Origin of the sequence: Sodalis ligni, assembly GCF_016865525.2 — a bacterium.
GTDB classification, from domain to species: domain Bacteria; phylum Pseudomonadota; class Gammaproteobacteria; order Enterobacterales; family Enterobacteriaceae; genus Acerihabitans; species Acerihabitans ligni.
In genome coordinates, this window is the sequence record NZ_CP075169.1 from 1,886,374 (window position 1) to 1,906,497 (window position 20,124).

Genomic DNA, 20,124 nt, shown 5'->3' on the forward strand with positions numbered 1-20,124 from the left:
GGAGAAAAAAAATGTGTGAACCAAAAATCAATGATCGCTGGAAAGACCGCCGCGGCGAAATCGTGACGGTAACCGCCGCTGCTTTCAACCGCGTAACATTCGTCCGTGACGGCTATGAGTATCCCTGCTCCTACCCGCTGGTGCGCTTTGTAAAGGAATTCAGTTTAACCAGGGAGAATAACGCGGATGCAAAGTGATTTCGTCAATGAGGTGCGCCGGAAGGCTACCGGTCATTGGCAAACCATCCTTTCCCGGCTGGATATCCCCATTAACCGACATGAAGGTGAATGCCCGAGTTGTGGCGGCGAGACGCGCTACCGGTTCGATGACAAGGAGGGCAGGGGAACCTATTTTTGTTCCCATTGTGGCCCCGGTACTGGACTGGATTTGGTGATGAAGGTCAGGCAATGCGGGGCACGGGAAGCGGCCGAGCTGGTGGCTGAAGTTATGGCGCTGCCGCTGCCTGGACCCGTGCCGGCCAGAGCAAAGCCTCAAGCGGATATCACTATCGCCGTAAAGGTGGCGGCGCTGGCGGCCAAGGCATCCCCCGGCCAGTCGCCGTATCTCACCGCTAAAGGGCTGGAATGGCCCTTGCCGCTGCTGTTTGACGGTTCTCTGTTGCTGGCACTGAACAATGAAGACGGCGAGGTAAGCGGCGCCCAGGTGATTAAGCCGGACGGGAGTAAGCGGCTGCTGGCGGGGAGTGTGAAGAAGGGCGCATTTTACGCCGTGAATGCCCCGGAACGGCCCGAGAGCGTCTTGATAGCTGAAGGGCTGGCGACAGCCTTATCCGTTCACCTGATGCGCCCTGATGCCCTGTGCGTGGCCGCTATCGATGCGGGTAACCTACTGCTGGTGGGTAAGGTCATGCGATGGCGCTATCCCGCGGCACAAATCATCATCGCCGGCGATAACGATTGGCACGCACCGGGCGAATTAGACGAACACGGCAGGCTGAAAGTGAATACCGGCAAGCTGTCGGCAGAGAAAGCCGCCGCTGCCGTGTCTGGCTGGGTCGCCATACCGCCCACGGAGCATAAGGCGGATTGGGACGACTATCGGCAGGAAAACGGCTTAGAAGCCTCCACAGGCGCTTTTACTGAATTACTATACCAACCCAAGGGGGCGAACGTGCCAATCCAACTCAGGGCGATCGATGGCGGTAAAAAGGGGCGCAAAGGCACCGATCCGCTTAAACCGCATGTGGAGAGCCGAAAAGATGGGGTTTTCTGGATCACGCCGAAGGTCGATAAAGACAGCGGCGAAATTATTAACAATGAAAGCTGGTTAAGCGCACCGCTACAAGTGGCCGGTATCGGGGAAGATGATAACGAGCGCTACCTGATGTTGGGCTGGAAACCCGAGGGTAGCAAAATCGACCGGATAGAAGCGCTGCCTATGCGTGATATCGGCGAGCGTGAGGGCTGGGCGAAGCTCCGGTCCGGTGGCTTGTCTATCACGGCTAAAAGTGGCCTACGGGCTATCCTGGCCGATTATCTTCAGCGCAGCGGTAACCGCCAGATGTGGGCGATTGCCGGGGCTACCGGCTGGCAGCACGGCGCTTATATCATGCCGGACGGTTCGGTTATTGGCGAACCGGAGCACCCGGTATTGTTCAATGGCCGGTCAGCGGCCGCCAGGGGTTATACCACCAAAGGAACGGCGCAGAGCTGGCGCGACAGTGTGGCAATGCTGGCGCAGGGGAACCCCTCTATGATGCTAGGTATTGCCTGTGCGCTGGCCGCCCCTTTAATCGGCATTGCCGGCGCTGATGGATTTGGCGTCCACCTGTTCGGCGGTTCATCGGTAGGCAAGACCACTACCGGCAACGCGGCCAGCAGCGTGTACGGTGAACCGGAAGCGTTAAAGCTGACATGGTATTCCACGTCGCTTGGGCTGGTGAATGAGGCCGCCGCGCACAATGATGGCTTTATGCCCCTGGACGAAATAGGACAGGGCAGTAACCGCCGGGCCGTGGCCGAAGCCGCTTACGCGCTGTTTAACGGCGTGGGTAAAATCCAGGGGGCGAAGGAAGGCGGCAATCGTGACGTTAAACGCTGGCGGGCCATGGCGTTCAGCACCGGCGAAATTGATATGGAAAGTTATATCCGGGCCGATGGCGGTAAAGTCAACGCCGGTCAACTGGTGCGCCTGCTTAATGTGCCTATCAGCAAAGCCACGGTGTACCACGGTTATACGGACGGAAAGGCCCACGCTGACGCGTTGCGCGAGGCCAGCGCGGCACATTACGGCGCCGTGGGGCGCGAGTGGATAAAAAGCCTTGCCGGCCAGAAAGAAGCCTCGGTTCAAGCGGTCCAGGCGGCCGAGCGCCGTTGGTTGGGATTATTGCCCGCAGAAGCGAGCGAACAGGTGCGGCGGGTGGCATCGCGGTTCGCCATCCTTGAGGCCGCCTTAATCCTCTCGGCATTTGACCTGGTGGGCGGAGCAAGACAGCCGGGACGCGCTACAGCACAGCTTTAACGCCTGGGTTAATGAATTCGGCATGGGGAACCGCGAGGCTAAAGCCTGGGTTGAGCAGGCAGAGTCATTCCTGCAACGTTTCGGGTATAGCCGGTATTTACCTTATCCCAACGCTGACCCACGTGACCTGCCGATTAAGGACTTGGCCGGATACCGGGTCAAGAAGCATGGGGGTGAAATGCTGATATTCCATACCTTCCCGGCGGTGTTCCGCGATGAAATCGCCACCGGCGCAAATGTGACCGCTTTCGCCCAAGTGCTCGCCGAGGCGGGAATGCTGGATAAGCCCACCAAGGGGATCACCAAGAAGAATCTACGCATTGATGGCAAGCAGCTTCACCTTGTGGCCCTAATGCTGCCTGAAGATGAAGAGGAATAATTTCTCACATGGAGAAAAAACAGGTCGGGTCAGTCGGGTAAGTCGGGTCATCTATATAGTATATTGATTTAATTGAGTATTATTTTAGGTTTTGACCCGACTTTGACCCGACTTTACCCCATTTGACCCAACTTTGTTTTGAGGCTTCATTTCTGGCTGGTGGGGTGACCCGACTTTGAGGGTAATGACCCGACTTCTAAAACGGGCAAAGTCGGGTCATTTTATAAAAATATTATGTTTTAATTCATATGATTAAACGGGTTACCCGACTTACCCGACTGACCCGACCCACTTTTGCTTATATATACGAAAAGTTTTGGATGAAATATAATTAGATTAGGATTGTATTGTCTGACAGACCAACAACCGCTTTACTTCGCTGCCCCATGATCCCGCCATGCTGCCGATATATGACTTGGCCGAATAACGGCACGGCTAAATGGCGTCCATGATGCGGGTCCGATGACCCCTATACTTTTTCCGCCGCGTTTGAAAAGGAAATCGTCCAGTAGTGTAACGTCAGACTATTTGCAGAAATATTGCGAAATGCTGGTATGCGGATGCTCCTGAATAGCTGCGGGAGATATCAGCGCAAGTCACCGTGAATCAGTGGTAGGCAAATCAGCGTTTACGTGCTCCAATACTTGCCAGAGGACTCCCATCTAAATAACTGCGCCTATTACCGCTCCACTTTTGTTAGTCCAGGTTTGTTGCCTGGGAAAGGTGATGCGGTTTTCATAAATTGTCTGACATTTTTTAGTAACTCCCACATTGTTTTACAGTGATGATTGCGGGTCACCGTTTCGTGTAATGCTAACCATAAGAGCTCTATTTTGTTCACCCATGGCGAGTAAATCGGCTGATAAATAAGAATAAATTTTGGATTCTTCTTCAACCACTTCAATGTCTTTTTACTTTTGTGAATGATGTAATTATCGACAATAAGGGTGATCGTTTTGGCGCTGCGATACGTGCTTCTCAGCTGGCATAGCATATCGATGAACAAGCCTGAGTTTTTACGTGTTCCACTCACGTAATCCACTCTGCCCGTTCCAGCATGCAGCGCACCTGCAAGGTAATGTTTTCATTTTACCCGGCGTAGGGATGCGTTTCTGCTGACCTTTTTCTGCCAGTCCGCGCCGATTTTGGGTTGAGATCGATATCAACTTCATCCTCGTAAAACACGGGATGTTCAGCACTGTTCTTTGCCAATGCCTCATCAATTGCAGCCAGCTTTTCTTCCCTGTGAGGATCCCGAATATGCAAGGTCGGAGCCGCTCTGCGCCAGACAATGCCGGCTCCTGGCAACCAACGGCGAAGTGAGCCAGGATGCAACGTAGAGTTAAATAACTTATTAATTTCAATCGTTAACATCTCGGTACTCCAGCGTGAGCGCAGATAGCCAAAATCTTGCGGGGAGCGCTGAACAAGCAAATTGAGCATTCGCAGCATGGCGTCGACAGGCCATTTTTTGACGGCCCGGTGGCAGACTTTTCAGGCCTTCAATACCAAATAACGTGAACCAATTAATCCAGCGTCCGACGGAAGAACGGGCGGCACATAGGGTTTTAGCAACGCAAGTCAGCGATTCACCCCGGTGCAACATCAACATGGCGATAAGGCGTCTGGCATGATTCTTATCTGCCGTTTTCTGGACAATTTTTGCATCTGGCGTCGTTCATTTCTGGGTATGGGTGCTATGATCGGCATAACTCAGTCCGGTTGGTGATTTGTGATGTTTGGCGATTGATCAGATCGCTCAAACCGGATTGAGTTCCTTCGGTGATCTACTATTAGGCGCAGTTATTTAGATTGAATACATTCTTTCACGTGCATAGAAAGTATTTTGGTTCAGTATCGATATATTATTTTACTCGATTTAGACGAATTGAGGGATGAAATCGTGGGTCGGCATTTTTAAGAAAAAATAAATATAAATTCAGATATAAACGATAGCTAGTAATTCATATGAATCCTATCACCAAGGTAGTACAATCCGAAAAAGTTGAAACCAAAAGCTGCCAGCTTAAAAAGGAAAATAAATGAATAAATTATGTGAAAATAAGGCTTGGTTGAAACTATTAGAACAGGTGATATAAAAGCATTGAGCATCACTATCAAAATGCTTAGTGCGGTTAAGAAAGAAAAAGCATGCAAAGAAAAAGTCTTCTCGTTAGTTTTTCCTGAGAATTAATTGTTTTACCATTTTCTTTGACAACCTTAATTTCAATGAATGGGGTGCCCTTATCACTGATCAATGGATAATCTATTTGTTTTCGATTGAATGTGGCTATTGCGGCGAGAGCTGCAATATAAAACCCAGGTAGATTAGAAATAAATGATGATACGGATTTAATAAAACCCCATCTTTAATTAATTCATTGAATGGGATCTTAGTTAGGTAGAAATAGATTATCGATATAATAGTAAGGATTAGTGGTGCATACCAATCATAGGTTTTTTCCATTAATTCCTTTTATGTTTAGATAGCCAAACGGTTTAAGTAAATGAAAAATCAGATCAAACATACAAACCTCACATATTTGCAATCATTTTAGATACTATTTCTGATTCTATACTATCATAAGAATCCTTCAGTCGTGAAGAAAAATCAGTTAATATTGATTTTTAATAAATGTTCTTTCCAGACCATCCAATCTTATATTAGCAGTATCTAATTCTACTTGCCTAATAGCTTCGGTATCTGGTTCTTTAAATTTAATTTTAATAAGTTCATATCCTCCATTATCTTTGTTGTTGAAATATGAAGAGATATTCTTTATCCAGCCGATAACATCTTGCGAACCATGGTTAGGTAAGATTCTTAAGGTGCTTTCTTTAGGAATGATTGCCACATTGACGTCAGGGGCATTAATAGCCTGAAATTCATTTTTATTAAAATAACATCCGCCAAGCCTTCTCGATTTAACTTATTGAAAAGCTCTTGATCTAATTTTCCGTTCATGTCAAAAACTGGTTTGTAGAAAACCTTTATTGGCTTTTTGTGTTCGGCGAAATAATGTTTGTAGTGGTATTGCAAACAAAGAAATCTTCATTCTTTCTTGCTATCTCGAATAATATTCTATCAAGAAATCCATTCATGCGTGATGTGGAAATTTTAGGAATGGGAATGTAAACCATGTTATACGTTCTACTATTTCCATCTAAAGATATTATAACATGTGAAGATACTTCATAGCCCTCGCCTTCATGTTGTTTTGGGGCTATTTCTTGACGAGTTTTAGTTTTTGATTTTTAATAACCGTGACACTTCCGTTTTTATCAATAGAATTAATTAACAAAGCAATATGAGTTGGTTTTTATCTTCTCTATTAGTGAAAAGTTTTACATCCTGCAATATTAGTATTATTTCTCCATTCTGATATTGGTGTTCCAGCCCCTTTGCTCAAGTATCCACGGGGCAAGTTCTTCCATGGTCGGTACAGGGCAAGTACATTGAGTCTTATCTTTCGGGTTTAGTTGAGTCCGGTATTTTGTGTCAATGGTAACACTATGGTGAGTAATTAGACGTGTAAGTGCGTCCAGTGTAGACATTTTTGTTGTCCATTTTTATGTATGCTGTGTAATAAAACTTTACATTATCGCACATTGTTAAGTAAAGGTATTATATGCAATAAGTAAGATTGTAAGTGTTATTGTTCTCTTTTTGTACGACTCCTAAATCAATAAATATTAGGTACGCAGCGTCTTTAAAACCCTCAGAAAATCAAAATATTAGTCCCCTTTTAATCAACTCGTAATCCCTTCATGTGCAGCTTTTTCATGCTAAATGTTTCATATATTGCAATATTTATGTATATTGTTGCAATAAATGCAATTACTGTTTAAATGTACACTGAGGCAACCATGGCATATAACCCCAATTTTAAAACCGTTCTTTTGACTAAAGAGCAGATGGCGGCAGTACGGAACATTCAGGATGCTGAACGGCATAAGTCCCCATATGGAATAGCACCAACCCTGAACGCAATCGTTCGGGGACTGTTGGCCCAAGCGCTGGCGCAGCATGGTTCTAAGGCTTCGTGATGGATATTTTATCAGCTATCTTCAATCAGCCATCACGCAAAATCGGTACGCTGGTGCCGAGCGTGGTCATTTCTGAAAAACACAGCGATCAGTTAGAAATCACTGAACACCCGGTAGAGCGGCCCACCACAAAAGGTAGCAATGGAACGGGGGCCAGTGCGTCCGGCGCCGGTTTTGTCGCTGACCATGCCTACCGGCGGCCTTCTGAAGTCACCATGGAGCTTGGTTTTGCCGGGGGCGGCTCGCTGTTGGATTTTACCGATACCACATCCAACGGGCTAAGCCTGGGATTAAGCCCCAAGGAGACATACCAGAAAATCCTGAATATGCAATCCAACCGTGAACCAATCGACGTCATTACCGGCAAACGCACCTATAGCAACATGCTGATCCGCGCGATCGAGGTGACGACCGACAAAACCAGCGAAAACGTGCTGATGTGCGTTTTAACGCTGCGCGAGGTCATCATCACGCAAACGCAAAGTATACAGGTAGCGGACAAGAGCAATATGACCTTGGGAGTCACGACATCCGCCGTACAGAATACCGGCACCAAGACAGCTAAACCCGCTGATGAATCCTTGCTCCTTCAGGGAAAGAATTTTATCACCTCGCATTTTTAAGGGCTGAATATGGCAACCACTGAAATACCTCTCACGCCGGACAATCAGACATTCGGTATTACCCTGGCGGGCACGGCTTACCAAATGCGTTTAATTTGGCGCAGCACTTTATGGTATCTGGATTTAATGGATAGCACAGGTACACCATTAATTAACGGTATCCCGCTTGTTCCTGGCGTTGATTTACTCGCCCAATATGCATCTTTAAATTTCGGATATTCGTTGAACGTCATTTGCGATTTTCCCGACCAGGAATACCCGACCGAAACCGATCTTGGCATTAACAGCCACCTTTACGCAGAAACTCAGGAGTAATCATGTCTCAAAACTGGATGCGGCATTTTGAATTAATTCTCACTGACGATACGGGCAACGGGATATTGCTCAGTGAGCTAAAAGTCACCTTTGATATCGAATGGAACGATGTTAAATGGCCCAGCACAGCAATAGTAAAAGTTTACAATCTTTCCCATGAGACGCAGAACCGGATTATGCAGCGGGAATTCTCGATAATGAAAGTTATTGCCGGCTATGACGGCATTGCCCCGGACGTGTCGGCCAGCGAAGTAGGCAAGGTCAAAAATATCACAGCCGCCCAAGTAGGCCAGATAAACGGGGCAAATTATGGCGTCATTTATAGCGGGGATATTCGCTTCACTGTTACCGGAAAAGAAAATATCACCGACACGTATGTGATGATTTCTGCATCTGATGGGCTTGAAGCGTTTACCTCCGCTTTTATCAGTCAAACCATATCCAAAGGCTATACGGTAAAAGATATTTATAACGTGCTCATGAAGGCACTGGCGCCTTACGGTATAACTGCCGGGCTGGCTCCCGAATTTCCGACTACGGTATTTCCCCGCGGGAAAACCTTACATGGCATGGTTCGTGACTATCTTGATAACGTTGCTCAGCAATGCGGTGCCAGATGGCAGTTTGCCTATGGCAAGATTGATATGCTGACTAAAGACATGGTGTCGCATCAAGCCGTTGTGCTGAATGCCGATAACGGGTTGGTGGGTATGCCACAGCAGACCATAGGCGGAGGGGTGAACGTGAAGTGTTTCATCAATCCCAACATCCGGCTTAACGGGTTGATACAGTTAGACCAAGCATCGGTATATCGGGCGCAGCTATCACCAGACCTGGTAAACCGGTCAGGTGTCATCGCTGAAAACAACGTGAATGGCAACCTTGTAACTACTGGTCTGGCGCAAAGGGAAAATCCGGCCAGTATCGCCACTGACGGCGTTTATCTGGTCCGGTATATTTCCTACATGGGCGACACCCGCGGGCAAAATTGGTATATGGATATGGCGTGTGAAGCGCGCGGGGCGACGGATGTTCCTTCAAATTCATTTCTGCAAAGACAGGATGCATGATGAAGAGTTTTATTTTTTTACTCAGTATATTGATTCCCCTCACGAGTAATGCCCAATTAATTACAACGCATCGATACAATTGCGGAGTTTTTCGCTTGGAAATGATCGCTAACTCAATGTCCAAAGTTAACGGCGAATATGTTACCTCGCAAAAAATAGTAGCCATTGGAAACGGCGGCATGAAAATTGAAATGACGTTAATGCCGGCTCGTGACGGTAACATGTATGGTTTTGAATATATTCACCCGGACGAGAGTTATAAACGCTGGCTTAATGTTGAGTTGATCCGAACCAATATGGAACAGCCACGGATTATCGGGTCTTTTGATTGCAAACGAGTACCGGATTAAAAGGGGTAAAAAAATGGCAAATATTAGGCCAGCTGATGATAACGAAATTTTTGATATAATCAAACAGCAAGCCGTGGCAGGTTCCAGAACAGCATTACCCGGTGTTATCCAGTCATTTGATCCCGATGCCGTGACGTGTGTTGTGCAAATTTGCAGTAAAGATATCGGCCTTGGACCTTGGGGAAGTATCGCTAAACCATCATCCCTTGATTATCACTTGCTGGTGGATGTTCCCGTTATTTTCCCGCGGGGCGGCGGCGTCACCCTAACGTTCCCAATTGCCGCTGGTGATGAATGCCTGGTGATTTTTGCCGATCGCTGTATCGATTTCTGGTGGCAGTCCGGCGGCGTACAAGAGCATGTGGACTGGCGTAGCCATGACCTATCAGACGCATTTGTTATCCCAGGCCCGCAATCCCAGGCGCATAAAATCAGCGGCATCAGCACCAGCGCCGCCCAGCTTCGCAGCGACGATGGCGCCGCAGTTATCGAAATCAATCCGGCGTCCCATGCTGTGAACGTCACGACATCGGGTTCCGTCACAATGACAGCGCCGACCGTCACCATCAACGGCAATGTCACCATCAACGGCAACCTGTCGCAGGGCATGGGTGAAGATGGCGGCGGGGCTACCCTGTTCGGCCCGGTTACCGTCACGAACAACGTTACCGCCGGGCCTGGATACTCACACCCATACCGGCGTTCAGCCGGGCAACGGTTCAACAGGAGCACCACAATGAAACATGAAAATAAAGGCACACCAGCTAATCCTGGACAATTGGAGCAGGTTAAACACAGGAAAATAATCACCTGGATAATGGCGCGATTATTGATGACTCGGCCTTGCAAAGTGGATTTTACGGTGATGGACAGGCCGCAAAAAGGCAGCTCAGCAAAGAATCAATATTGCATGAGACCTTCAGCCACGAAGTGAAATAGCGCCGGAAGTACCGCCGTCTTCAATCAGAAAAATACGCCGTTGGCAGGACCGGGTAGTAACGCTGTCGGCGTTTCATGCTTCAAAGCAAAATAGGCGATTGCGGAAAAAGGCTACGCAAGTACGCAAAAAAAAACGCAGAAAATCCGCAGTGCAGATAATGCGGAACTGAATGAAATTTATCAGTAAAACAGCGCTGATAGTGCGGAAAATTCCGCAGCCGTTCCGCAATATTCCGCGCCCGAATTAAAATCACAGTGGGGAAAGCTTGTGCTGATTATGCCGGCACGAATTGCGCACAGATAAGCCCTGCCCCATGAGAGGTTAACATTTCTTAAGGTATTTGCGCAAAGTACGGCGGGGAATGGCAATAAAAGTTTAGGGGGTGCCGGTGGGCGACCGCACAGAAAAAATTAAGCGCCTGATGGCTTACGACAGGCGTGTAAAAGCGCTATTACGAGAATGGGAGCACACCGGCTTTGATTACCGGTTTACGCCTGACCTTGAGCCGTTCCCTGACGATTTGCTGGGCTTGACGTGTGGAGCGACAACCAGGTCGGGAAGACCATGCAGGCTTACCGATCTCTACAATGGGGGCCGCTGCAAATTCCATGGAGGGAAAAGCACCGGCGCCAGAACGCCAGAAGGCAAAGCACGGCAGTTAGAAGGGTATCGGCGATGGCTGGAGAGAAAGCGGCAGGCCACCTTCGAAAATGGTACGCAATCCGGTGCGTAAGTACGCAAAATCGGTACGCAAAAAGTACGCAGGAAAAGCGTGAATTATGGATGCGTACCGGCTTCACGGAGCCTAGCGATTGATGCGCAAATCAATCCCCAAACAGTGCGCAAAATGTCTTACTCCATGAGATAGTAACTTTTAGTAACGTTTTCTTCTGGCCGGCGAGAAAGGCAGCTCACGCAATTGCGACAAAATGCGACGTTTAAACCGACCGTGACACCCGACAGCCGGATGTTAAGTTTTGATAAGGTATCGCTCTTGGTAGTCGCCAGCAAAGCGAAGGGGGAAAACGTCTATCCTAAAGCCGCCACCATGGTAAGGAATGGTAAGGTTCAAACCTTCCTGCAGGCCATCAAGCGCTTGAGAGGCAGCGCACGAAAAAGCGACAAATATAGACGTTTGCGTGTTTCTAAAGCCTGTTGCGAATGGCCTGATTTATCGGCTAAAGTGCTTCCTGGTAAATATCGCAAGAGCCAGAATGCCACGGCAGCACCTAAGCGGGCGGAGAGAGGCCTGCAGCCGACCACTCCAACGCCAGCAGGATGTACAGAAATGCTAAGGTCAGTCGGGGTATCCGCCGCACCCATTGAGGTTGTCTTACAGTAAAAAGCACAATTGCCTAACCGATGAGGCTAGATGATGAAACGTGACCAACAATCAAGATCTGGATGGGGCGGAAAACGTCCTGGTGCCGGTGCGCCATTTGGCAATATGAATGCCGTAAAGCATGGCGAGCGAAGCAAACGGGCCTTCTTGCCCTTAGACAGTAATGCGGAACAGCTCACTCCGCTGGTAGCGCTGCGGGTCAGGAATCTGATGATGGCCGGGCGCTTTATTGAATTATCGAGAGCAAACTGCAAAGTTGGAACGGCCGCCTGGCGGGAACTGATGCTATTGGACGGTATCATGTGGCAGCACACCAAACGTATGATGATTTTGGAACGACGGCAGTCAAAAAGAAGCATTGACGAAGCAATGATAAACTTGCGTAGTGCTCGTAAAGATAGGCGCGAAGCTGAAGCTTTGCTCGTGGCCGCGAAAAAACAAAGGCGTGTAACTGCTTCAAAGAGCTGAAATCAGGTTAGTCAGTAACCCTTCTTTTGTTGCCACAATGATGGTTGCCAAACTGGTTGCCACCGGAAATAGCCATTTAAACTGGAAACTACAGGTCACTCGAAAGTTAACCGGCAAAGTTCGCAAACAGGTTCGCAGCAGAAAGCATGTTTTGCGGCATGAACCAGGCGCCGGCCAAAGTTGCCAAAGAGCCAGTATCCAAAACCAAGGTATCCACTCAGGTATCCACCAAAACGGTGATTCTCCTGGTTACCAAAGAGGGTTGCCAAACTGGTTGCCACGCAAAACAGTTAAAAATACGTCACACAAAATTATATGGGGTACATTTGGGGTATAAGTAAAATTTATTTTTAAATGTATTTTATTTCAATAAGATAGTTAACTTTTATGGCTCTCACCTCCGCCACTTGTTAAAGATTCAAAAGGTCTAATTCACGTAATTTCCAAATCTCCCATATCTCCCTATACCTCCCATATATCTCCCATGTAGTATCGCCTTATAGCATTAGTATCCTGAGCTCTGACACGGCATATCCTGCTGGAGTTCACTCCCTGTCCCTTTTCTTCCCGTTGGCCATTATTCAATATTTTTTTGTTTTCTCAGGACCGGCCTATATTTCATAGTTCATATCTGTCAAAGGATTTACGTTCGTTCACAAATCGTCCATGCAAATAAAAATTTGCTTCTCAGTTATTGTTTTCGGGCGATGGCCTGTTTATCAAACAGTATAGCGAGAACCCGATTGGCTATTGCCGCATGGCAGGGTGCGAGCCGATACTTGCTGGAATCATCAGGATCATGTTCTGGAGCAGCATGGCGATGATCGTGTCGTCCGGCTTCGGGGTCTTGTTCAGCTCCATGATGGGGCAATAGTCCCGGCACTTTCATAGTGCATTCGGTTCCTGCCGGCAGGCGGAATACCGTCGCGTTGCATGAAAATAAATGGCAGGTGATAACATCTTCTTATCATGGGGTGTTGAAAAAGATGTCTGTGGCGTCGCCAGCGCGACATCCAATATCACCACATAGGCCGGTTGCCGCAGCTTTTGCGCGATTGTGACGGATCGTTAAGGTCTTATTGCCATCGAGGTGCGTCTTAATGGTGCAGTTACTGCCCAAGGTATTGCACATATGTTGTTTATACCCTATGAGCCCGGGCGGGAAATAAGTCATAACTTATTCTTATTTAACTATAAAATTCATGATTTGTCACTATTGGGTAACGATTTCAATTTTTTGGTCTGCTTCTTGCATTCTCATTATCAATGATAATGGTGAAGCTGCGACGGAGGCAGAAATGAATTTAAGACGACTCAAATACTTTGTAAAATCGTCGATATCGGTAGCCTGACACAGGCGGCGGAAGTTCTGCATATTGCGCAACCGGCGTTAAGTCAGCAGGTTGCCACTCTGGAAAGTGAACTCGACCAAAAGTTATTGGTTAGAACCAAACGGGGGTTACACCCACTGAAGCAGGCAAAATTCTGTATTCCCATGCCCGTGCCATTCTACAACAGTGCGAACTTGCCCAAAAAGCCGTCTGCAATGTTGATCAAACCCTGGAAGGACAAGTCTCCATAGGCCTGGCTCCCGGAACCTCCTCCTGTCCGTTGATTATGCCGTTATTGCAATCCGTGAGGGATCAATATCCTCAATTAACGGTTTATTTGCACGAAAACAGTTCCGTTGCTTTAAATGAAAAAGTGAGCTGTGGCCATCTTGATATGGCGATACATTATGATCCAACCCTCTATGCGGGTATTAACTGTCTGCCGTTGCTGAAAGAGGATCTTTACCTCGTCGGGACAGAAAATAATCCCGGTAAAAATATTGAATTAAGCGATGTTGCTTCAAGACAACTGTTTTTGCCCTGTGATTTTTCCGCTATCCGCAAGAGAGTGGATGAAGCATTTTCCCTGCGTCGACTTAGCGCAAAAATCATCGGTGAAATCGACTCCCTTGCCACATTGACCGCCGCGGTGGCTAGCGGTATGGGGGCCGCGGTATTGCCGGAGTCCCCCGCTTCTGCCGTGGTTAATTCCGCTAATGCCTGGATGTCCCGCATCATCAGTCCCGGTCTTCCCTTGCCCCTAACGCTGAATATGTCTTCCCGCCTGCCGTTATCCCCTCAGCGACAGCAGTCAAAATGTTCTAACGGCGCTGGCGACATCGGCGCGGCCGGCGCATGAAAACAGGCGTTATTATTGGCAAGTTAACCTTTCCCGTCCTATCATTATCTACAAGGCGGCACCCAAGTAACCTGGGTGCCGCCTTTATGATATAAATCATGGTATTGAAGGTTTTTTCTTCATTTCTTTAATTAATGTTTATATCTTGATATTAATTATGTTTATCAATTATGATGCAGATCGTGTAGACAGGATCCTGGGATAGCCAGATCTTAAGGAATCGACCTTTTTTAGGAGGCCTTTATGAACAGCTTACTCTCACAGTTATTAATCAATCTGGCGCAAAAGAGGCTGCTGAAAAGGAACTGCATGCAATGGTTGAGTCGTTGGAAATTTTAGTGGCGGCGCTGATCGCATCGTTAAGCCATAAAAACCGATGAACTTGTTAAAAGCATAGAAGTGGCTTTGGATGAAATGCGTCAGCGGAACGATATAGAGTTTAAATCCGATATTGAGTTGCTAAGTAGTAATATCTCGCGTATTACAGCGGTCGCTAAAAGACGTTAATATGTCGCTTTCCGGCAGAAAGAAATTTCTTTCATTTAAATATAATTTATTGATTTTATTTATTATTTTTGTAATTTATGCGGACGCGCTAGTTACGAATTTCTTGAATGTTAAGCATAGCTAATTGATTTGAATACTTATCAATCACTTTTCAACAGCCCGTCTGTGATTGCCGAAATCTTATTCGATAAATTTTCATACAATAATTCCCTTTAAGTAACAAAAAAAATCTCATAGTGTTAGTTGCTTATAGCTATAAGTATTAAGACTATAATACATTGAACTATGGGCAGTATTAAATATTTATGACTATGGATTGGATTTTTTTTAGAGAGTTGTCATTAATTGCTTGGTTAAGCGAGCATTCGTTGCCCTAATGAATATACTCATTCTGAGTATAATTACTTTTTGAGGTCTCAATGACCGTTCTAGCTTTTCATTAGTAGGCGAATCATCATGAAAACACTAGGGTTTATCCTTGAAAGCGTCTTGGAAGAAATTGGTACTGGTAAGAAATTATTCACACCTGAATCAGGCACTCAGGAAGCATTGGATGAATTTCAAAAGATTGCAAAAGCTATCAGCTATGCGGACAGTGAAGGGTTGCTGGAACAATGCCAGTTTGGTATCGCCGATTTTACCGATAGATTGATTTTTTCCCGCGTTTTAGTGACCGGGGGCGTGACAGAAAAAGGCCAGGAATTTTTACGACTTCGATTTTCTGACCGCCACCAAAAGTAGGTTGAATGGCAAAGTCTGCCTTCCTGATAGCTGCCAACTCACGGGTAATTAATTGCACAAACATGGGTACAAAAGTTAACTGATCAATCTTTTGCTCGCTATTAGTTCATGTTTTATGTGTGAAATTTTGCCTAAGCATGCTATTTCTATTTGACAAATTGCCAGACGGTGGGAGGGACTTTGTCATAAAGCTTTCCCATGGTGAGTTCAGCCAAGCGATGATCCGCAGCTCCATAGAAGTCTGCCAATTCCGCTGCCGGCAATCTCTCTTTCATATGCTCAATCACTTTTTCCAGCGTATCGATTGTGCTGCATCGTCTTAATCGCATCAAAAATCCACTTTGCCCATATACTTACATTCATCCACTTTAAAGTAATAAAAACCATTAACTAGAGATTATAATTGCCTCAATGTCGGAGGAAACTCATCTTTCAAAATTATTACGATGCCAGGCGGAATAATAAAACAGAGTACCTCAGCTGAACTGATTGTATTAGCGCATCTCTTCAGTTTTTTTCTAACGCATCGGTAAACGTTGGGTTTCCTGCGTAAAATACATTCAAAATCAATTACACACCACAACGGATTAAGTAATGCATACGCTCGTTGATTCGGCACACCGATACCACAGGCTGTACAGCATACCATTTAGAAGGCGCATTTGAAAATGCTTAATGTCAAAATCTCATTTTTGCGAAGCTGGGCGGAAAATTGTATTATTCCTCTTCCTTTACGTGATAAGTCCTATCAACCCTTTAAAGTCATAAGCAAGTATCGTTTGGTTAGCGACCGCTTTCATCGTTATTTGAGAGTTTGATTTGCTTAGGTTGGTCCACTTACATAACCTGCTTTAATTACATGGCGTGAATAAACCTTACATGATTGCCTGAAAAGCTTACAAAATTTGATTAAATTTCCTGGCAGGCAAGTTCAAGGAAGTTGAGCTTCGGGAGGGTTACGCTAAGGCATGGTCCTATCAAATAGCCATGACAGCCTGAGGCTGCGAAGCTGCAAAAAAAATACTGTTTCACCCCGGAAGGATGCTTATAAACCGGGGATATTTTAAGGGATCGATTGATGCTAGACATTTTTACGTTCCACGGTCTCTTCACCCCAAAACAGCTTATTTTGATCTGTCTTGGCAAATGCGATTTCCAATGCTTCATCGCTGCCTTCTTCCCAGATTTTTTGTGCCATGACTTCATCGTTATCAGCGATTTCAACTATGGCTTCAGCAATTTCAATGAAAGTTTCACGAATCTCAGCCCAGGATTGTATATCTTTAGCCATGAATATCTCCTCGTAATGGGTTTTCAATTATACGCGTCAGTGATTTCATAAATATCTGATTGTCATTCTAGACCAAATATTGTGAACCTGCGCGGCCAACGAAAACCCTTGGTGTATAACGGCGCGCGATAATCCGCCGCCGTTATGAATCACGAGATACAGGTTTAATGATGCATTTTTAATGTGATACCGGCGACGTATTCTCCCTGATAGCGTGCAATATCCAATTCTTGATCCGAAGGTTGGCGTGAGCCATCGCCGCCAGCCAGCGTAGAGGCGCCATAAGGCGTTCCTCCCCGCACCTGGGAGATATCAAAAAGCTGCTTGGCACCGTAACCGATGGGTACCAAGATCAAGCCGTGATGCGCCAGAGTTGTCCAGGTTGAGAGAATAGTCTGTTCCTGCCCGCCCCCGGTTCCGGTGGAGGTAAATACGCTGCCGATTTTACCGTACAATGCTCCGGCAGCCCATAAGGCGCCGGTTTGATCGAGAAAGGTTCTCATCTGCCCGCTCATGTTACCGAAACGGGTCGGGGTTCCTATAATGATGGCGTCATAATCTGCCAATTCAGGAGGTTTGGCTTCGGGAACCGACAAGTCGGCTTTACCACCGGCCTGGGCAAATAGCGCCGGCGGCATTGTTTCCGGCACGCGTTTGACCGTCACTTCGGCACCGCTGACCTTGCGGGCGCCTTCGGCTACTGCCTGGGCCATGGTGGCGATATGTCCATACATTGAGTAATAGAGAACGAGAACCTTTGCCATAATGCTGTTCCTCTTTGTTGATAATCAGAAGGGCGGGATGATTTATCGTAAATCGAGGTCGGGATGTATTAACCATAATAGGTCACAACGGCTCTGCAGATTTATTGTAATCAAAATGACGTTGGTGAAGAAGGGCACTTTGTCGCAGACCAGAGCAAATGTTGTGGGATGAATGATTAAAAATATTTCATTATAAAAATACGCCTCATAGTTTATATTTTCTGCTGTAAAACAATGGCTTTCACTGCCAGCAGAAATCAAAAATTATCTTCCTCTCTGGAATTTGTATCAATATATTAATATTTTCCTACTGTGCCGTGAGTACGTTATAATTAAGATTATGACGTTGGCATTGGAAGTCGTTTATGAATTGACGCTAACGTCATGATGAAATCTGGCTGGTTAAAGCAGGTTTCAACAATATGATGATCTCTTAAACCTTACTCGGAGGTTAACAATGACCGAACATCGTGGCGGTACAGGTAACTTTGCGGAAGATCGTGAAAGAGCATCAGAAGCAGGTAGAAAAGGTGGTCAGCATAGCGGGGGTAATTTCAAAAACGACCCGCAGCGTGCGTCCAAAGCGGGCGAGAAGGGGGGCCGTAGCAGTAACAGCGGTCGCAGAAGCTCTTCTTAGCGCTGTAAAGGATGTAACCTTCCGACCCTTATATTCATATAGCGGATGATGTGGAGGTAAAGCTTCGCAAGCAAGTGGTTCGCTTGTGGATTCGGATGGATCATTATTCACGTTCGAAAGACAACTTCACTGTTGCCTATCAACGCTCGTTATCGGAAAGCTGGTAAGCAGTAAGCAGTAAGCAGTAAGCTTATCCGATTGACGTAGTGAATAATGATTGTTGTTACATCCTTACCGAGCCTGTACATAGATTTGTGTAATTGCCTGATTTTGATATCTTCTATCCAACATCAAAAACAGGTTAATTTATGGACGAAAAACAGTTGCAGGCTCTGGCTAACGAATTGGCCAAAAATCTTAAAACCCCGGAAGATCTCAACCAGTTTGATCGCTTACTGAAAAAAATCAGTGTCGAGGCGGCTCTAAACGCTGAAATGACACATCACCTCGGTTACGATAAAATCAGCCCAGGACCGGCTCCAATGCCCGCAACGGCTACTCGGCTAAGACAGTAACCACCGGCGATGGGCCACTGGAACTGCGTACTCCGCGCGATCGAGAGGGGTCCTTCGAACCGCAATTGGTGAAGAAAAACCAGACCCGGATCACCGGCATGGACAACCAGATCCTGTCGTTGTACGCCAAAGGCATGACCACCCGCGAGATCGCCGCCGCGTTTAAAGAATTGTATGACGCTGATGTTTCGCCGGCGCTGGTATCGAAGGTGACTGATGCCGTGATGGAGCAGGTTGTAGAATGGCAAAATCGGCCACTGGATACTGTCTATCCCATTGTTTACCTTGACTGTATCGTACTTAAAGTTCGGCAAGATAGCCGCGTCATCAACAAAACCGTGTTCCTGGCCCTGGGCATCAATATCGAAGGGCAGAAAGAGTTGCTGGGGATGTGGCTGGCCGAAAATGAAGGGGCAAAGTTCTGGCTGAACGTGCTGACGGAGCTGAAAACCGCGGTCTGAACGATATTCTCATCGCCTGCGTTGACGGTCTGAAAGGCTTCCCGGACGCCATCAATGCGGTCTACCCGCAGGCGCGTATCCAGCTGTGTATCGTGCATATGGTGCGCAACAGTCTGCGGTTCGTCTCCTGGAAGGACTACAAAGCCGTCACCCGGGACCTGAAGGCCATCTATCAGGCGCCTACGGAAGAGGCTGGCTTGCAAGCGCTGGAAGCGTTCGCCAGTGCCTGGGATAACCGCTATCCGCAGATAAGCCGCAGCTGGCAGGTAAACTGGGCGAATCTTGCCACGTTCTTTGGCTACCCACCGGACATCCGCAAGGTGATCTACACGACCAACGCCATCGAGTCGCTGAACAGCGTAATCCGCCACGCGATCAAAAAGCGTAAGGTGTTCCCGACAGACGACTCAGTGAAAAAGGTGGTGTGGCTGGCGATCCAGGCAGCATCACAGAAATGGACGATGCCGCTGAAGGACTGGCGTATGGCGATGAGCCGCTTTATTATCGAGTTCGGTGACCGCCTGGACGGTCACTTCTGAGGAAAGGCATTTACACAGAATCATGTACAGGGCCTCCTTACCACCTGGCCGTCGGATCAACATCCGGCGGCCTCATAATTACCTTTATCGCGATTCTGTAAATACTATCTGCGCTCTAGGCAATGGCTTCGATTATGCCGGTAAGTAGCTTACGGAGTGTTCCGGGCTTTCACTTTTGGCATCGATCACAACGCTCCATAATCCGCTGTACGGAACCCCCAGATAAGCGGTTGCCCGTCCACTGACACCCATGACATCGCCAAAACCTAACGATTTTTGAGCATCCTGTTGCTGATTTTCACACAGCAGATGAATATTGCATTTTTCCGAACAATGGACGACAACGGTGTCACCGCCGAACAACTTCAGTCGGGTGCGAATAACGGACATGGAACTGACTCCCCCAATCTCGATGATGAATTTTCTCGTGGTCGACAGAATGAACGTGAAGTGCATCACTGACA

General features: G+C 47.1%; 16 protein-coding genes and 6 pseudogenes. 16 read left to right on the forward strand and 6 right to left on the reverse strand.

The annotated features are described in order from the left end of the window. The first annotated feature begins 11 nt into the window (after window positions 1-11). Together GTU79_RS08825 and GTU79_RS08830 are read left to right on the forward strand one after the other, a co-directional pair. Entirely contained in the window at window positions 12-197 is a 186-nt protein-coding gene (locus GTU79_RS08825) for a DUF4222 domain-containing protein (protein WP_203522167.1), read from the forward strand. Further along, window positions 187-2,860: pseudogene (locus GTU79_RS08830) on the forward strand (DUF927 domain-containing protein). Before GTU79_RS08825 ends, GTU79_RS08830 begins: the two are co-directional and overlap by 11 nt. A gap of 679 nt (window positions 2,861-3,539) precedes the next feature. On the opposite strand, the pseudogene GTU79_RS08835 reads toward GTU79_RS08830, so the two are convergent. Both GTU79_RS08835 and GTU79_RS30145 read right to left on the reverse strand, forming a co-directional pair. After that, window positions 3,540-4,570: pseudogene (locus GTU79_RS08835) on the reverse strand (IS630 family transposase). Window positions 4,571-5,475: 905 nt separating this feature from the next. Beyond that, on the reverse strand, window positions 5,476-5,715 hold the full coding sequence (locus GTU79_RS30145; protein WP_253073513.1) for a hypothetical protein: 240 nt from the start codon (window positions 5,713-5,715) through the stop codon (window positions 5,476-5,478). Window positions 5,716-6,906: 1,191 nt separating this feature from the next. Here GTU79_RS30145 and GTU79_RS08845 point away from each other — a divergent pair. From GTU79_RS08845 to GTU79_RS08900, 12 genes and pseudogenes are all read left to right on the forward strand, one after another. Continuing rightward, complete coding sequence (locus GTU79_RS08845; RefSeq protein WP_203522165.1) at window positions 6,907-7,530, forward strand: phage baseplate protein; 624 nt, start codon at window positions 6,907-6,909, stop codon at window positions 7,528-7,530. Window positions 7,531-7,539: 9 nt separating this feature from the next. Beyond that, a complete protein-coding gene (locus GTU79_RS08850) occupies window positions 7,540-7,845 on the forward strand; it encodes a phage baseplate plug family protein (protein ID WP_203522164.1) in 306 nt (101 codons plus the stop codon). 2 nt (window positions 7,846-7,847) lie between these two features. Beyond that, the gene (locus GTU79_RS08855) at window positions 7,848-8,915 is read left to right on the forward strand and encodes a hypothetical protein (RefSeq protein WP_214513849.1); all 1,068 of its coding nucleotides are present in this window, start codon (window positions 7,848-7,850) and stop codon (window positions 8,913-8,915) included. 101 nt (window positions 8,916-9,016) lie between these two features. Continuing rightward, window positions 9,017-9,265: a hypothetical protein gene (locus GTU79_RS08860; RefSeq protein ID WP_253073635.1), complete on the forward strand. Its 249-nt coding sequence runs from the start codon at window positions 9,017-9,019 to the stop codon at window positions 9,263-9,265. Between the two features lie 13 nt (window positions 9,266-9,278). Further along, window positions 9,279-10,005, forward strand: a pseudogene (locus GTU79_RS08865) (Gp138 family membrane-puncturing spike protein). Then, the gene (locus GTU79_RS08870) at window positions 10,002-10,199 is read left to right on the forward strand and encodes a hypothetical protein (RefSeq protein ID WP_203522161.1); all 198 of its coding nucleotides are present in this window, start codon (window positions 10,002-10,004) and stop codon (window positions 10,197-10,199) included. Before GTU79_RS08865 ends, GTU79_RS08870 begins: the two are co-directional and overlap by 4 nt. Before the next feature lie 427 nt (window positions 10,200-10,626). After that, entirely contained in the window at window positions 10,627-10,938 is a 312-nt protein-coding gene (locus tag GTU79_RS30980) for an HGGxSTG domain-containing protein (protein ID WP_275956935.1), read from the forward strand. Between the two features lie 234 nt (window positions 10,939-11,172). Continuing rightward, window positions 11,173-11,547: a hypothetical protein gene (locus GTU79_RS08875; protein ID WP_203522160.1), complete on the forward strand. Its 375-nt coding sequence runs from the start codon at window positions 11,173-11,175 to the stop codon at window positions 11,545-11,547. 30 nt (window positions 11,548-11,577) lie between these two features. Further along, window positions 11,578-12,015: a hypothetical protein gene (locus GTU79_RS08880; RefSeq protein WP_253073515.1), complete on the forward strand. Its 438-nt coding sequence runs from the start codon at window positions 11,578-11,580 to the stop codon at window positions 12,013-12,015. Window positions 12,016-13,313: 1,298 nt separating this feature from the next. Continuing rightward, a pseudogene (nac, locus tag GTU79_RS08885) lies at window positions 13,314-14,163 on the forward strand (nitrogen assimilation transcriptional regulator NAC); the annotation flags it as partial. 356 nt (window positions 14,164-14,519) lie between these two features. Further along, window positions 14,520-14,712: pseudogene (locus GTU79_RS31325) on the forward strand (sigma-S stabilization anti-adapter protein IraP). Between the two features lie 456 nt (window positions 14,713-15,168). Beyond that, window positions 15,169-15,453 carry a hypothetical protein gene (locus GTU79_RS08900; protein ID WP_214513851.1) on the forward strand — a complete coding sequence of 95 codons (285 nt, stop codon included), beginning with the start codon at window positions 15,169-15,171 and terminating at the stop codon, window positions 15,451-15,453. A gap of 146 nt (window positions 15,454-15,599) precedes the next feature. Here GTU79_RS08900 and GTU79_RS08905 read toward each other — a convergent pair whose 3' ends face one another. The 3 genes from GTU79_RS08905 to wrbA form a co-directional block, all read right to left on the reverse strand. Then, the gene (locus tag GTU79_RS08905) at window positions 15,600-15,782 is read right to left on the reverse strand and encodes an HHA domain-containing protein (protein WP_214513852.1); all 183 of its coding nucleotides are present in this window, start codon (window positions 15,780-15,782) and stop codon (window positions 15,600-15,602) included. Between the two features lie 752 nt (window positions 15,783-16,534). Then, window positions 16,535-16,744, reverse strand: a complete 210-nt coding sequence (locus tag GTU79_RS08910) for a YccJ family protein (RefSeq protein WP_214513853.1) — start codon at window positions 16,742-16,744, stop codon at window positions 16,535-16,537. A 164-nt stretch (window positions 16,745-16,908) separates the two neighbouring features. Beyond that, entirely contained in the window at window positions 16,909-17,508 is a 600-nt protein-coding gene (gene wrbA, locus GTU79_RS08915; RefSeq protein WP_132922581.1) for an NAD(P)H:quinone oxidoreductase, read from the reverse strand. Window positions 17,509-17,965: 457 nt separating this feature from the next. Here wrbA and GTU79_RS08920 point away from each other — a divergent pair, with 457 nt between their 5' ends. Beyond that, a complete protein-coding gene (locus GTU79_RS08920; RefSeq protein ID WP_132922580.1) occupies window positions 17,966-18,145 on the forward strand; it encodes a con-10 family general stress protein in 180 nt (59 codons plus the stop codon). A 308-nt stretch (window positions 18,146-18,453) separates the two neighbouring features. Then, window positions 18,454-19,660 (forward strand): annotated as a pseudogene (locus tag GTU79_RS08925) (IS256 family transposase). Between the two features lie 132 nt (window positions 19,661-19,792). On the opposite strand, the gene GTU79_RS08930 reads toward GTU79_RS08925, so the two are convergent. Continuing rightward, on the reverse strand, window positions 19,793-20,050 hold the full coding sequence (locus tag GTU79_RS08930; protein WP_132922579.1) for a DUF1883 domain-containing protein: 258 nt from the start codon (window positions 20,048-20,050) through the stop codon (window positions 19,793-19,795). Window positions 20,051-20,124: the final 74 nt, after the last annotated feature.